This window comes from Actinokineospora bangkokensis (assembly GCF_001940455.1).
GTDB classification, from domain to species: Bacteria; Actinomycetota; Actinomycetes; order Mycobacteriales; family Pseudonocardiaceae; genus Actinokineospora; species Actinokineospora bangkokensis.
This window is the reverse complement of record NZ_MKQR01000013.1, coordinates 270,655-284,373: the sequence shown is the minus strand read 5'-3', so window position 1 is coordinate 284,373 and position 13,719 is coordinate 270,655. Positions and strand designations below refer to the sequence as shown.

Below are 13,719 nucleotides of genomic sequence, written 5' to 3'. Positions count from 1 at the left end.
CACCGCAGTGAGCGGGCGGGGTGGGGGGTGGCGACTTATGCTTCGATGGTCGAAGGGTCGCGAGGAGGGGCGGTTGTCATGACCGGCGGGCAGGGGCGTGTGGGGGCGTGGGGGTTGCTGGTCACCGCGGTGCTCCAGGCGGTGGGTCCGCTGTGGGCCGGGTTCGACCAGGGGCGGCCGGACAACCCCGTGGTGGTGCCGCCGGGGCCGTTCTTCGCGGTGTGGGGGCTCGTGCTGCTCGGGTGCCTCGTGGTCGCTGTGCGGGGGCTGGGGAGGGCGGGGGACCCGGGGTTCCGGAGGTTGCACGTGCCGTTGACGGTGGCCCAGGTCGGGTTCGTGCTGTGGCTCGTGTTCGCCGCCAGGGTTCCCGTGCTGACCGTGCCGGTGTTCGTGCTGATGCTGGTCATGTTGGTGATCGCGCTGCGGCGTGCGCCCGCGCGGGCGGGGTCTGACCAGGTGCTGGTCGAGGCGGTGCTGGGGGTGTACGCGGGGTGGAGCGCGGCGGCGGTGTGGCTGAACGTGGCCACCGTGCTGGACCGCCCGTCTTCCGCGGTGCTCGCCGGTCTGCTGTCGGGGGCGGTGGTCAGCACGCTGGTGCTGATCGTCTTCGTCTGCCGGACCGCCGCCGCTCGGATCGCGGCGGGGGTGACCGGTGCCTGGGCCTTGCTCGGGGTGACGCTGTCCGCTTCCGCGGCGGGTTCGGCTGCCCTCGCTGCCCTGGCGGCGGTGGGAGGGGTCGCGGTCGTCGTGGTCGTCGTGGTGGGGAGGCGGCTGAGCGCGCGGGGGTCAGGCGGCGCCGTCTGACAGGTCGGCGGCGTACTCGCCCAGGGCGATGCGGTTGGGCAGGCCCATCTTGGTCATCAGGTTGCCCACGTGGCGCTCCACCGTGCGCGGGGACAGGTGGAGGCGGTCGGCGATCTCCCGGTTGCCGAGCCTGCCGACCAGGAGGGTCAGCACCTCGTACTCGCGGACGGTCACCCCCGCCGAGCGCAGTTCCGCCGGGATGCCGTCGGCGCCGGTGCGGCGTTGCTGGACCCGGGCGCCCGCCTTGCGCAGCAGGGCCCGGCAGGCGCCCGCGACGGCGGGGACGTCCGCGCGGTGGAAGTGGTCCTCGGCCATGCGCAGCCAGGTGACGGGGTCGCCCCAGGAGTCGGTGAGGGCGGGTTCGCTGATCAGGCGCAGGGCGAGGTGGCGGCTCATGGCGTAGGGCTCGCCCTCGCGCAGGGCCGCCTCGACGGCGGTGGCGGCCGCGGTCGGGTCGCCCGCGCGGCCGTGCAGGACGGCCTCGGCGAAGAGCAGGAACTGGCGGTCCCAGCGCAGGGCGCTGGCCGGGTTGACCGCCACCGCGGCCAGTTCGCCGCGGTCGGCGTCGCCGGTGAGCACCCGGAGCAGGACGCGCAGGCCGTAGCGGCCGGAGAGGAAGTAGACGCCGGTGCCGCTGGCCTCGCGGCGGGCCACGACCTCCAGGTCGGCCAGGGCGCGGGGGACGTCCTCCTCCAGCAGCGAGCAGAACGCCGACGCCAGGCCGTGCACGCGCGGGGCGTGCAGGTCCAGGTCGCCGCCCCAGCGGGCGAAGTCGTCCAGGGCGGTGTCGAGGTCGCGGCGGTTGCCCCGGTGCCCGGCGAGCACGGCGCGGTTGAGCAGGGCGTACTGGGTGGTCTCCAGCAGCTTGAGCCGGGTGGTCGCGCTGAGCACCGCGTCGGTCAGCTCCGCGGCCTCCTCGTGCTCGCCGCGCAGCGTGGCGTGCAGGGCGATGCTGGCCTCGGCCTGGTAGCGGGCGGTCACCGCGCCGACCCGGGTGGCCTGGTCGCGGGCCCGGCGCAGCCTGCCCAGCTCGCCCGCGCGCAGCGCGTCGTCGTTGCCCAGCCGGATCAGCGCGTGGATCTCCCAGATCGGCAGGCTGTGCCGCAGCGACATCGACCGCGCCCGCTCCAGGCAGGCGGTGGCCTCCTGCGGGTCGCGGTGGCGGGTGATCGCGCCGAGCAGCTGCCAGGCCTGGCAGGCCACCACCGGCAGCGGCACCGCCTCGGCCACCTCGGCGGCCTTGCGGGCCAGCGCCTCGGCCTCGTCCAGCCTGCCCGGCCCGGCCTGGTCCAGGGCCAGGTGCGCGGCCACCACGTCGATCGGCGCCACGTCCGCGGCCGGGGCGTCGCGGCCCAGCAGCGCCCTGGCCACCTCCACCTGCGACAGCCCGTCCTCGGTGCGGCCCGCGACCGCCGCCGCCCAGGCCAGCCGGGTGTGCAGCTCCGCGCGCCGGGTGGGCCCCAGGTCGCTGACCCGCTCCAGCTCGTCGACCGAGGCCAGCGCCCGCTCCACCAGCCCCGCCTCGACCAGGGCGTGCAGCAGCGACTCCAGCGCGCCCGCCCGCTCGGCCGACTCGCCGGGCAGGTGTTCGAGCGCGCGGTCGAGCAGGGCCACCGCCGAGCTGGCCGCGCCCAGTTGCAGCGCGCGCCTGCCGACCTCGGTGAACAGCGCCCCCGCGGCGGTGCGGTCGCCCGCCTCCAGCCGCAGCCGCGCGGCGATCTCGCACCACTCGCCGGGCAGCCCGGCGTGCACCGCCTCCACCGCGTCCGCCAGCGCGCCCGCGCACCGGGCGTGCTCGTCGCGGTCGAGGGTGGCCAGCACCGACTCGCGGCTGAGGTCGTGGTGGAAGGCGTACCAGTCGGCGGTCTGCTCGTCGGGGGCCACCAGCTGCGCGGCGCCGTCGTCCTGCAGCAGGGTCAGCAGGTCGCGGTCACCGAGGCCGGTGGCGCGCTGCACCACCGTCAGCGGGAAGCGCTGCCCGAAGACCGCCGCCACCGCCAGCAGTTCCCTGGTGCGCGCGCCGAGCTGGGCGACCCGCCTGGCCAGCGGGCGGGCCAGGCCGGTGGACACCGCCGTGCGGCCCTCGCCCGCCAACCGCCAGGTGCCGCCGTCGTCGACCAGCGCCCCGTCGGACACCAGCGCGGTGACCAGCTCCTCGACCATGAGCGGGTTGCCGAAGCTGCCCGCCCACAGCAGCTCCACCACCGGCGCCGGGACGGCGGCGGGGTCGATGCCGAGGCAGTCCCCGGCCACCGCGCTCAACGCCGGGCGCGGCAACCGGTCGAGCTCGACGAGCTCGCACGCCCCGCGCCGGGCGGCGGCCCGCACCAGCGGCATGGCCGGGCAGTCCTCGTCGCGCACCGAACCCAGCAGCAGCAGCGGCTGCTGCTCGGCGTTGTCGATCAGGTACTCCAGCACCGCCAGCGTCTCGGGGTCGGCCTCGTGCAGGTCGTCGAGCGCCAGCAGGCAGCCGCGGCCGCGGCCGACCAGGCCGATGAGCCGCAGCACCGCCTCGGCGAGCACCACCAGCGACTCGCCGTCGCGACCGGTCTCCGGGGTGCCCCACTCCGGCACCAGCCGCCCGAGGATCGGGCCGTAGGGGCCCAGGTCGGCCGGTTCGACCGGGTCGGTGCGCAGCAGGGACAGGATGGCCTCGGTCAGCGGCCGGAAGGGGGTGGTCAGGCAGGTGGAGCTGGCCCGCCCGCGCAGCAGGGCCATGCCCGCGGTGTACCCGGACTCGGTGGTGGCCGCGGCGAGCCGGGACTTGCCGATGCCGCTCTCGCCCACCAGGAACACCGCGCCCCCGCGACCGGACCTGGCCGACGCCAGGCCCGCGTCGAGCATCCGCAGTTCGCGGTCGCGGCCGAACAGGCCCGTGGAACGGTGGCGCACCGTCCGGATGTTACTCATCCGGACGAATAACCGACCAGACTCGATTTACGCGGGTTTTCCGGCGGTGATCGTCACCGGCGGTGGCGATCTTTCAGCTGGCGGGCGGCGGGCAGCAGGTGGTGTTGAGCGCGGCGACGTGCTCGACGCCGGTGGTCTGGCCCTTCCCGACCACCGCCGCGGCCAGCATGGCCACCGGCAGGGCGGCGCCCGCGAGCGCGGCGGCGCGGGTGGCGAAGGACACCGAGGGCAGCAGGCGCAGCGCCCCGGCGGGCTCGAAGGAGAAGTCCTGCGGGTTGTTCGGGATGGAGGTCGACATGGGATTCTCCTCTTTTCGCGATTCTTCTGGCAGGGTTGGTTTCCGCTTTACGCGGGGGTCTTCTGCAAAAGCAGCACCGACGGCACCCGTTTGGGGGCGGCCAGTCGGAGCAGTCCGTGGCCGATGCCCGCGAGCCCGGTCAGCAGCCCGGGCGTGGTGACCTCGCCGGGCACGCCGCACAGCGGGCCGTGCCTGCGCAGGGTGCCCAGCACCAGGCCGGTGCGCTTGCGCAGCGCGGTCGCCGTGGCGCTGGTGCGGTCCGCCGCGCCTGCGAGCGCGGCCAGCACCTCGGTGGTGCCGAGCTCGCCGTGGCACAGCGACAGGTCGCGGCGCACCGGGCCCCCCGCGAACGCCGCGGGCGGGTCCAACCGGGACGACACCGGCGCCGCGGCGCGGGCCAGCGCGAACCCGGCCGCCCCCCGGCACCAGCCCGCGGGCAGGTCCGCGCCGTCGCCGCCCCGGGCGGCCGTGGCGAGCAGGTGGCGGCCCGCGCCGCGGTGGGCGTCGTCCGGGCCGTGCTGGACGAGGGCGTAGCCGACGCCCGCGGCCCCGTCGGCGAAGCCGCCGCCGTCGACCCCCGGGTGCTCGACGAGCAGGTCCGCGCAGCGGCGGGCGCCCGCGGCGGCCTCGGCCAGGCCCAGCTCGGCGTGCACGGCGGTCAGCGCGGCCAGGCCACCGGCGAGCCCCCCGGCCCAGCCGGGCTCGCTCCCGGCGGTCGCGGCGGCGGCGGCCAGCCCGGCGGCGGTGGCGGCGGCGTCGGTGAGCTCGGGGGCGTCGAGCAGGGCGCCCAGGCGGGTCAGGCCGTAGGCGATGCCGCCCAGCCCGTGCAGCCCGCCGGGGCCGATGGCGGCGACGAGGTCGGGGCGGGTGGCCAGGGCGGCGACGAACGCGGGCGCGCCCGCGGTGGCCGCGCGCGCCTGGTCGGCGTAGCGCCCTATCCCGGTGACCTCGGCCAGCTGCGCCAGGAACAGCGCCACCCCCAGGTGCCCGCTGCCCAGGCCCGCGCCCAGCGGCATGACCAGCCAGTGCCGGTCCTCGACCGCCTCCAGGCCCAGCCAGTTGACCCGCCCGCCCGCGGCGATGCCGCCCGCGACGATCCGGTCCGCGATGCCGCTCGCGGCCGCCAGCAGCTCGTCCGGCAGCCCGGCGGCGCCCTCGGCGGGCCCGCTCAGCGCGGGCGCCTGCGGGTGCCCCTCGGCGGCGCCCCGGGTCGCCAGCGACGCGGAGATGACCCACTCCTGGTCGCGCCGGTCGACCGCGCCGAGCCGGTCGGCGGTCTCCAACGCGGCGGCGAGCCCGGTCAGCGGCAGCGGCACCGGCAGCACCGCGCCGCCCGCCGCGCGCAGCTCGCCGGTCCCCGCGACCGCGGTGAACAGCGGCACGTCGCCCGCCCACAGGTCGGTGAGCTCGTGGGCGAGGAACTGCTCCAGCAGCGGGTGCCCGACCCGGCCCTGGTGCAGCACGGTGAGCGCGCTGTCGCGGGCGGCGGCGTCGGCCAGCAGGTCCGGGTGGGTGGTCTCGTCGAGCAGGGTGCTGTAGACCCAGGTGGGCCGCACGACCACGCGCACCGCCACGTCGGCGCAGCCGCGCAGGAACTCCACCAGCGCCGCCCGCCCGCGTACCAGCCGGTCGTAGCCCGCGCGGAAGCCCGCGAGCAGCGCGGCCTCGTGCGCGGCCGGGTCGACCGGCGCGCCGTCGAGGACGGGCCGGTTGGCCGCGGCCGCCATGGTGGCCGGGCGGCGGGTCAGCCGCATCCGGTCGGTGCCCGCGTCCAGCCAGTCGACGACGGTGGCGGGCGAGGCGCCCGCGTCGCCGCCGGTGCCCGACAGGTCGGCCACGCCCTGCTCACCGACGAAGGTCACCGGCAGCAGCGCGGTGCGGTGCACCGACTCGGCCAGCGCGTCGGCGGCGGGGTCGCCGGACCCGGCCGCCGACAGCGCGGGCTGGAACAGGGTCTCGATGTCGACCAGCACCGGCTCGTCGCCGCGGGCGATCAGGTTCTCGTAGTGCACGTCGGTGGCGCGCACCGCGTGCAGGACCGCCAGCAGCGCGCCCTGGCGGTGGTGGAAGCGGTCGGCGGCGGCGCGGTCGGCCAGCGGGGCGGCGGTGATGAACTCGGTCCAGCCGTAGCCGGGGCGGGCGAGCACCGCGGCGGTGCCGGGGAACAGGCCGTCGCCGCCCAGGGTGGACAGCAGCCCGGCGAAGCGCACGTGCGGGGTGAGGTCCTGCGGCTTGTAGACGACCGAGCGGCCGTCGGCGAACTCCACGAACGCCACCGACCGGCCCCCGGCGTGCCGGTCGCCCCGGCTGGCCACCACGGCCACCGCGCGGCCGGGGTCGGTGCCGCCGAGCAGCGCGGCCACCAGGTCGGCGCGGTCGGCGGCCAGCCGCCCCAGCAGCTCGGCGGTGGCCGCCGCGGTGCTCGACGCGGCCTGGGCGAGCAGCCGGGCCAGCACCGGGTAGCGGCCGAAGAGCCCGGCCAGCCCGTCCGGGGTGCCGGTGCGGCGCAGGAAGTCCTGGAAGCGGGCGGCCCCGTCGGCGCCGTCGAGGGCGCCCTCGGCGCGCAGCCGGTGCAGCTCGGTGACCAGCGTGCGGGCGGCGATGGCCACCAGGCGGCGGGACAGCTCGGCGCGCACCCCACCGGCGACGGCGGCGGCGTCGACGTCGGCGCCCGCGGCGGCGCTGACCCGCTCGGCGGCGAGGTCGGCGAAGGGGGCCAGCAGCTCGGCGAACCCGGCGCGCCACTCGACCTCGCCCACCAGGGCGAAGCGGGCGCGCTCGACGGCGCGCTCGGTGACCTCGGCCCAGGCGGGCTTGCCCGCCCCGGTGGCCGGGTCGCCGGGGGCCGTGCCCCGCTCGTGCACCGCGAGGCCGCAGGCCCACCAGGCCTGGGTGGGACGGGCCTGGGGCCGGTCCGCCGCGGTGGTCGAAGTCGCTGAACTCACGGCGGGAACGTATCCGCGGCGCGACCCGCGGGTCATGCGTGCGATGCCCGCACATTTGCCCACCGGCCCGCGGCGCTGGTGCGGGGCCGGTGTCGTCTGCGCAGGTCAGCGGTGGTGTCGGGGCCGGTGGGGGCGGCTGCGGGCCGCCGCTGGAATGTGCGGGTCCGCTGCGGATGCGGGTCCTCGGCACCGCGGGCGAGGCTGGGGCCGCCCAGTAGGCGCGAGGCGGGAGGACGCATGTCCGGTCTGGTGCGGGTCGGGGTCGTGGCCCTGGACCCGGTGTTGGAGGTGGGGGCGGTCGGCGCGCTGCGCGGCTCCCCCGACCTGGAGGTGGTCGCGCCCGGCGGTCCCGCCGGGGTGGCCGTGGTGGTGGTCGACGCCGTGGACGAGCGCGTGCTCGACCTGGTGCGCGCCACCCGCGCCGCCGCGCACGCCCCGGAGGTGGTGCTGGTGGCGACCGAGCTCGCCCCGGCCGACGCGGTGCGCGCGGTGGTGGCGGGCGCGTCCGGGCTGCTGCGCAGGCGCGAGGCGGACCGGCCGCGGCTGGCGCGGGCGGTGCTGGCCGCCGCGTCCGGCGACTGCACGGCCCCGCCCGACCTGCTCGCCGCCCTGCTCACCCACCGGGCGGCGCCGCTGGCCGACCCCGCGGGCGGCGGGCTCAGCGACCGGGAGCGGGCGGTGCTGCGGCTGGTGGCCGACGGCTGCGAGACCGGCGAGATCGCCAAGCGGCTGTGCTACTCGGCCCGCACGGTGACCGGCGTGGTGCACGGCATCACCCACCGGTTCCGGCTGCGCAACCGCGCGCACGCGGTGGCCTACGCCCTGCGGGCGGGTCTGCTCTAGGACCCGTTCACCCAGCGAGGGGCGCCCGCTCGTCCGCCGGTGCGCGGGGCGGGCGGCCCCGGCGCCGGGTCGGGGACGGTGCCGGAAGGGGACGAGGGGGTGGGCGGCGGGTCGTGGGAACACGGCCGGGAGGGGCGTGCTGGACATCCGGTGCGCCCCTTCCGCTGTGCTCGGCTGCTTTCCTCGGTGCTTACCTGGTCCGGGGGCGGATGAGGGGGACGGTCCGCGCCCCTGTCCCCCTCACCCCCGGCTCCCCGGCGCGACGCGCGCCCCAGGGTGGTCGTGGTTCAGGCGCCCGCCATCTGCTCGCGGAGGCTGCGCGGGCGCATGTCCGTCCACACGGTGTTGATGTGGTCCAGGCACTCCTGCTTGGTGCCGGTCGTGCCCTCGGCGGTCCAGCCCAGCGGCAGGTCGCGGTCGGCCCACCAGATCGAGTACTGGTCCTCGTCGTTGCGCACGACGCGGTAGACACCGTCGTCGGTCATGTCTGTCCTCCTGCGGCTGGGGTTCCTGGCCCCACGAGCGTCCCCCGCCGCCCGGGCGGGTCGTAGGGACGAACGCGCAGTCCGGCCACTGCGGCTCCTTCCCTGTCCGCGCGCCCGCCCAGGGGCGACGCTCGGTGCCACAGCAGGACAGATCCGTGGAGGTGCACCGGTGGACAGCGCACGAGTGGTGTCATTCGCGCAGGAACGGCTGTGGTTCCTCGACCAGTTGCAGCCCGGTGCGCCCGACTACCTGCTGACCCTGGCCGTGCGGGTGCGCGGCGACCTCGACGTCGCGGCGCTGACCGCGGCCCTGCAGGGGGTCGTCGACCGCCACGACGCGCTGCGCACCCGGTTCGCCGCCGTGGACGGCGGCCCGGTGGCGGTGGTGGACGAGCGCGTGGAGGTGGTGCTGCACCGCAGCGACGACCCGGACCCGCTCGCCACCGAGGTGCGCCGCCCGGTCGACCTCGCCGCGGGCCCGCCGCTGCGCGCCACCCTCGCCAGGGTCGCCGACGACGAGCACCTGCTGATCGTCGTCGTCCACCACATCGCCTTCGACGGCACCTCCTGGGGCATCTTCGCCGCGGAGCTGGCCGAGGGCTACCGCGCGCACACCACCGGCACCGCCCCCGACCTGGCCCCCGCACCGTCCTACGTGGAGCACGCGCGGTGGCAGCGCGAGCGGTTCAGCGGCGCGCGCAGCGAGAAGCAGCTGGCCTACTGGCGCACCACCCTCGACGGCGTGCCCCCGCTGGACCTGCCCACCGACCGGCCGCGCCCGGCGACCTGGGACGGCACGGGCGGCGTGGTGCACTTCGACCTGCCCGCCGAGGTGCTGGCCGCCGCCGACCGCTTCGCCCGCTCCCGGCGCTGCACCCGGTACATGGTGCTGCTCGCCGCGCTCCAGGCCGTGCTCGGCCGGGCTGCGGGCCAGGACGACTTCGCCGTCGGCACCCCGGTCGCCGGGCGGCTCAAAGCGGGCGCGGACAAGGTGATCGGCCTGTTCGTCAACTCCGTGGCGCTGCGCGCGGACCTGTCCGGCGCGCCGACCTTCGACGAGCTGCTGGGCAGGGTGCGAGCGGCCGCGCTGGGCGCGTTCACCCACGCCGAGGCGCCCTTCGAGCGCGTCGTCGACGCCCTGTCCCCGGAGCGGGACCTGTCCAGGAACCCCGTCTACCAGGTGTCGTTCTCCCTGCTGGAGGTCGGCGCCCCGACCACGCTGCCGGGCCTGGCCACCGAGTTCGTCGAGCCGCCCGCCACCGGCACGCCCACCGACCTGTTCTTCGACGTCAACGTCCGCCGCGACGGCACGGTCAACGCCCGCCTGCACTTCGCCGCCGCCCTGTTCGACCACGACCGCGCCGCCCGCATCGCCGACGGGTTCGTGCGGGTGCTGGCCGCGGCGGTCGAGCGGCCCGGCGCGAGCGCCAAGAGCCTCGCCGCGGTGGTCGACCTGCTGCCCGAGGGCCAGCGGGACAAGCTGCTGGGGGAGTGGAACGACACCACCACCGCGCTGCCGGACCGCACCATCGTGGACCTGGTCGCCGCGCAGGCGCTGTTCAGCCCCGGCGCCACCGCGATCACCAGCGCCGCGGGCGACACCACCTACGCGGAGCTGGACGCGGGCGCCAACCGGCTCGCCCACCACCTCGCGGCCCTGGGCGCCGGGCCGGGCGAGCTGGTCGCGGTCCTGCTCGACCGCGGGCCGCACCTGCTGACCTCGCTGCTGGCCGTGCTCAAGACCGGCGCCGCGTACGTGCCCGTCGACCCCGACTTCCCGGCGGGCCGCGTCGCGCTCATGGTCGAGGACTCCGGCGCCCGCCTGGTGCTCACCGAGACCGGGCTCGGCGACCGGGTGCCCGCCACCACCGCCCGGGTGCTGCTGGTCGACGCCGAGCGCGCCGCCATCGCCGCCCGCCCGGCCACCCCGCCCGCGCACCGGCCCACCGGCCACGACCCGGCCTACGCCATCTACACCTCCGGGTCCACCGGCACCCCCAAGGGCGTCGTGGTCGACCACGCCGCGCTCACCGCCTTCGCCACCGCCGCCACGGCCCGCCCGGGGATGACCGCCGCGGACCGGGTGGTGGCGCTGACGACCATCTCGTTCGACCCGTCGGTGCTGGAGCTGTACTCGCCGCTGCTGGTCGGGGCGACCGTGGTGCTGGCGGACGCCGAGCAGGCCCGCGACCCCGAGCGGATGATCGCCCTGGTCGAGCGGGAGCGGCCCACCGTCCTGCAGGCCACCCCGGTGACGCTGCGGATGCTGGCCGACAACGGGTGGCTGCCGCGCGCGGGCATGCGCGTGCTCTCCGGCGGGGAGAAGCTGCCCGCCGAGCTGGTGCGGCGGCTGGCCGCGGGCGGCGCGACCGTGTGGGACCTCTACGGCCCCACCGAGGCGACGGTGTGGGCCAGCGCCGCCAGGATGCGCGCCGACGGCACCGTCGCGGACTGGTCCGCGCTGGCGAACTACACCATCCACCTCCTCGACGCCGACCTCCAGCTGGTGCCCGTCGGCTCGGTGGGGGAGCTCTACATCGGCGGCCGGGGCGTGGCCACCGGCTACCGCGGCAGGCCCGCCGCCACCGCCGACCGCTACGTGCCCGACCCGTACGCCACGGCCCCCGGCGGCCGCCTCTACCGCACCGGCGACCTGGCCCGCAGGCGCCAGGACGGGTCGGTGGAGATCCTGGGCCGCGCCGACCGGCAGGTGAAGATCCGCGGGCACCGGATGGAACCCGGCGAGATCGAGGCCGCGCTGCTGCGCCACGGCACCGTCCGCGCCGCCGTCGTGCGCCCGACCCCGACGCCGACCGGGGAGCCGCAGCTGACCGCGTACGTGGTGCCGCGCGGCGAGGTGGTGGTGGACGAGCTGCGCGCGTCCCTGCTCGACCGGCTGCCCGACTACATGGTGCCCGCCGCGTTCGTCGTGCTCGACGCTTTCCCGGTGACCCCCAACGGCAAGGTCGACCACGCCCGCCTGCCGCTGCCGCGCGCGCGGGCCGCCGAGGTCGCCACCGCGCCCGCCACGCCCGAGGAGCGCGCGGTCGCGCAGGTGTGGCAGGAGGTGCTGGGCGTCGAGCGGGTGGGGGCGCACGACGACTTCTTCGAGCTGGGCGGGCACTCGCTGCTGGCCACCAGGGTCGCGGTGCGGCTGCGCGCCCGGCTCGGCGTGGACGTGCCGGTGCGCGGCCTGTTCGACCACAGCACCGTCGCCGCGCTGGCCGCGGCGCTGGGCGGCTACCCCGCGGTGGCCGAGCGCTCGGCGGTCCCCGCGCTCACCGCCCGCCGCCGCGCCGGGGTCAGGTGAGCGCGGTGACCGCTGCGACGACCGCGACCGGCGCGCCGGTCTTCGACCGGGCCAGGGGCGCCGAGCTGCGCGCCGAGGACGGCAGGCTGTTCGTCGACCTCACCGGGGCGGGCGGCCTGCTCACCCCCGGGCACAACCACCCGCGGCTGCGCAGGCGGCTGCTGGCCCACCTGGCCGCCGACGCCGTCGGCGCGGGGGCGGGCCTGCCCACCAGCACCGAGCGCGAGCTGCGCGCCACCTTCGCCCGCACCGTCCTGGCCCCGGCCGGGCTCGACCTCGACGTGCACCCGGTCGGCGGTGACCCGCTGGCCACGGCGCTGCGGTTCGCCGCAGAGCGCACCGGCCGCGACGGCGTGGTCGCCTTCACCGGCTCGCACGACCGGCTGGCGGGCGCGCCCGGCACCGTGTTCATCGAGCACGGCCGCGCCGACCTGGCGCGCCTGGCCCACCCGGCGCCCGCGGCGGTCGTGGTGGAGCCGGTGCAGGCCGAGGGGCTGCACGAGGGCCCGGCGGGCTGGCTGGCGGGGCTGCGCGCGGCCGCCGACGAGACCGGTGCGCTGCTCGTGGTCGACGAGACGGCCACCGCGGGCGGGCGCACCGGCCCGTACTTCGCCTTCCAGCACTCGGGCGCGCTGCCCGACGTGGTGATCACCAGCGCCCCCACCGGCGGCTACGGCCCGCCGCTGGCGTTGCTGCTGCTGCGCGGCGGCTGCGCGCTGCCCGGGGCCACCCCGCTCGGCGACGGCGTGGGCGACCAGCTGGCCCTGGTGGCGGCGATCACCGGGTGCGAGCTGTGGGCCGAGGGCGGCACCGACCGCCGCGTCGTCGCCCGCCGGGTCGAGCGGTTCCGCGCCGAGGTCGCCGCGCTGCCCGGCGTGGCCGTGCGCGGCCGCGGCCTGCTGCTGGGCCTGGAGCTGGGGCCGGTGCGCGCGGAGGCGGTGCGCGCGGCGGCCTTCACCGGCGGCGTGCTCGTCGGCCGCAGCGGGGCGGTGCTCACCGCCACCCCCGCCCCGGCCACCGACCTGGCCCGCCTCGACCGGGGGCTGCGGGTGCTGCACCGCGCCCTGCTCGCCACCCGACCCGACCACCCGTGAGGAGACACGACATGACCGAGCGGCGGCACCTCATCTCCATCGACGACCTGGGCTCCGACGACCTGCGCGCGGTGGTCGAGCGCGGCGCGCGGTTCGCCGCGGGCGCCGCCGACGGCGAGCGCACCCTGGCCGGGCTGGTCGTGGGCACCCTGTTCCGCAAGACCTCCACCCGCACCCGCACCGCGTTCACCGCCGGGGCGCTGCGGCTGGGGGCCAACACCATCGCCTACGGGCCCGACGACCTCCAGGAGAACACCGGGGAGTCCACGGAGGACACCGCGGCGGTGCTGTCGTCGATGCTCGACCTGCTCGTCGCGCGCACCGCGGGCCCGGAGGCGGAGCTGCGCGCCTTCGCCGACCAGAAGCGGATGGCCGTGGTGAACGCCATGAGCGCCGAGGAGCACCCCACCCAGGCCCTCGCGGACCTGACCACCCTCCAGCGCCACTTCGGCCGGGTCGAGGGCATCCGGGTGCTCTACGTGGGCGAGGGCAACAACACCGCCACCGCGCTCACCCTCGCGCTGTCCCGCTTCGCGGGCACCGAGCTGCACCTGCGCACGCCCCCCGGCTACGGCGTCGGCGAGGACTTCCTGCGGCGCGCGGCCGTGCACGGCGCGCGCACCGGGGCGCTGGTCGAGCAGCGGCACGACATGGCCGAGCTGCCCGAGGTCGACGTGGTCTACACGACCCGCTGGCAGACCACCGGCACCAGCAAGCCGGACCCGGACTGGCGCTCGGTGTTCGCGCCGTTCCAGGTCGACGACGCGGTCATGGCCGCCTGCCCCGGCGCGGTGTTCATGCACGACCTGCCCGCCCACCGCGGCGAGGAGGTCACCGCCGCGGTCCTCGACGGGCCGCTGAGCATCGCCTTCACCCAGGCCGAGAACAAGCACCACAGCGCCAGGGCGGTCCTGGAGTGGTGCGCGGGCCGCCTCCCCGCCTGACCAGCCCGCCCCGCACGGGGCGACCCGGCCCGACGACACCCGGGCAGGCGCCCACCACTCGTGGAACAAGCCCCAGAGCAGAAGAG

9 protein-coding genes are annotated in these 13,719 nt (G+C 77.4%); 5 read left to right on the top strand and 4 right to left on the bottom strand.

Annotated features, from left to right (window positions below):
• The first annotated feature begins 78 nt into the window (after positions 1-78).
• Positions 79-804, top strand: coding sequence for a hypothetical protein (locus BJP25_RS14035; RefSeq protein ID WP_143219062.1), 726 nt, complete (start codon positions 79-81; stop codon positions 802-804).
• On the opposite strand, the gene BJP25_RS14030 is transcribed toward BJP25_RS14035, so the two are convergent.
• From BJP25_RS14030 to BJP25_RS14020, 3 genes are all read right to left on the bottom strand, one after another.
• Positions 787-3,696, bottom strand: coding sequence for an ATP-binding protein (locus BJP25_RS14030; protein WP_075975339.1), 2,910 nt, complete (start codon positions 3,694-3,696; stop codon positions 787-789). The two genes, BJP25_RS14035 and BJP25_RS14030, sit on opposite strands and share 18 nt — an antisense overlap.
• Before the next feature lie 91 nt (positions 3,697-3,787).
• Positions 3,788-4,012: a hypothetical protein gene (locus BJP25_RS14025; protein WP_075975338.1), complete on the bottom strand. Its 225-nt coding sequence runs from the start codon at positions 4,010-4,012 to the stop codon at positions 3,788-3,790.
• A 47-nt stretch (positions 4,013-4,059) separates the two neighbouring features.
• Entirely contained in the window at positions 4,060-6,957 is a 2,898-nt protein-coding gene (locus tag BJP25_RS14020; RefSeq protein ID WP_075975337.1) for a type 2 lanthipeptide synthetase LanM family protein, read from the bottom strand.
• Between the two features lie 237 nt (positions 6,958-7,194).
• On the opposite strand from BJP25_RS14020, the gene BJP25_RS14015 reads away from it, so the two are divergent.
• Positions 7,195-7,800: a helix-turn-helix transcriptional regulator gene (locus tag BJP25_RS14015; protein ID WP_075975336.1), complete on the top strand. Its 606-nt coding sequence runs from the start codon at positions 7,195-7,197 to the stop codon at positions 7,798-7,800.
• A 287-nt stretch (positions 7,801-8,087) separates the two neighbouring features.
• Here the strand turns inward: BJP25_RS14015 and BJP25_RS14010 are convergent, their stop codons facing one another.
• The gene (locus BJP25_RS14010) at positions 8,088-8,285 is read right to left on the bottom strand and encodes an MbtH family protein (RefSeq protein ID WP_075975335.1); all 198 of its coding nucleotides are present in this window, start codon (positions 8,283-8,285) and stop codon (positions 8,088-8,090) included.
• Between the two features lie 169 nt (positions 8,286-8,454).
• On the opposite strand from BJP25_RS14010, the gene BJP25_RS14005 reads away from it, so the two are divergent.
• Genes BJP25_RS14005 through BJP25_RS13995 form a run of 3 tightly spaced genes read left to right on the top strand, consistent with a single transcriptional unit; the run spans position 8,455 to position 13,633 of the window.
• Positions 8,455-11,595 (top strand): non-ribosomal peptide synthetase, encoded by a 3,141-nt coding sequence (locus BJP25_RS14005; protein ID WP_075975334.1) that lies wholly within the window; start codon positions 8,455-8,457, stop codon positions 11,593-11,595.
• Between the two features lie 5 nt (positions 11,596-11,600).
• Positions 11,601-12,689 carry an aminotransferase class III-fold pyridoxal phosphate-dependent enzyme gene (locus tag BJP25_RS14000; RefSeq protein ID WP_075975333.1) on the top strand — a complete coding sequence of 363 codons (1,089 nt, stop codon included), beginning with the start codon at positions 11,601-11,603 and terminating at the stop codon, positions 12,687-12,689.
• An 11-nt stretch (positions 12,690-12,700) separates the two neighbouring features.
• Positions 12,701-13,633, top strand: coding sequence for an ornithine carbamoyltransferase (locus tag BJP25_RS13995; protein ID WP_075975332.1), 933 nt, complete (start codon positions 12,701-12,703; stop codon positions 13,631-13,633).
• The last annotated feature ends 86 nt before the right edge of the window (positions 13,634-13,719 follow it).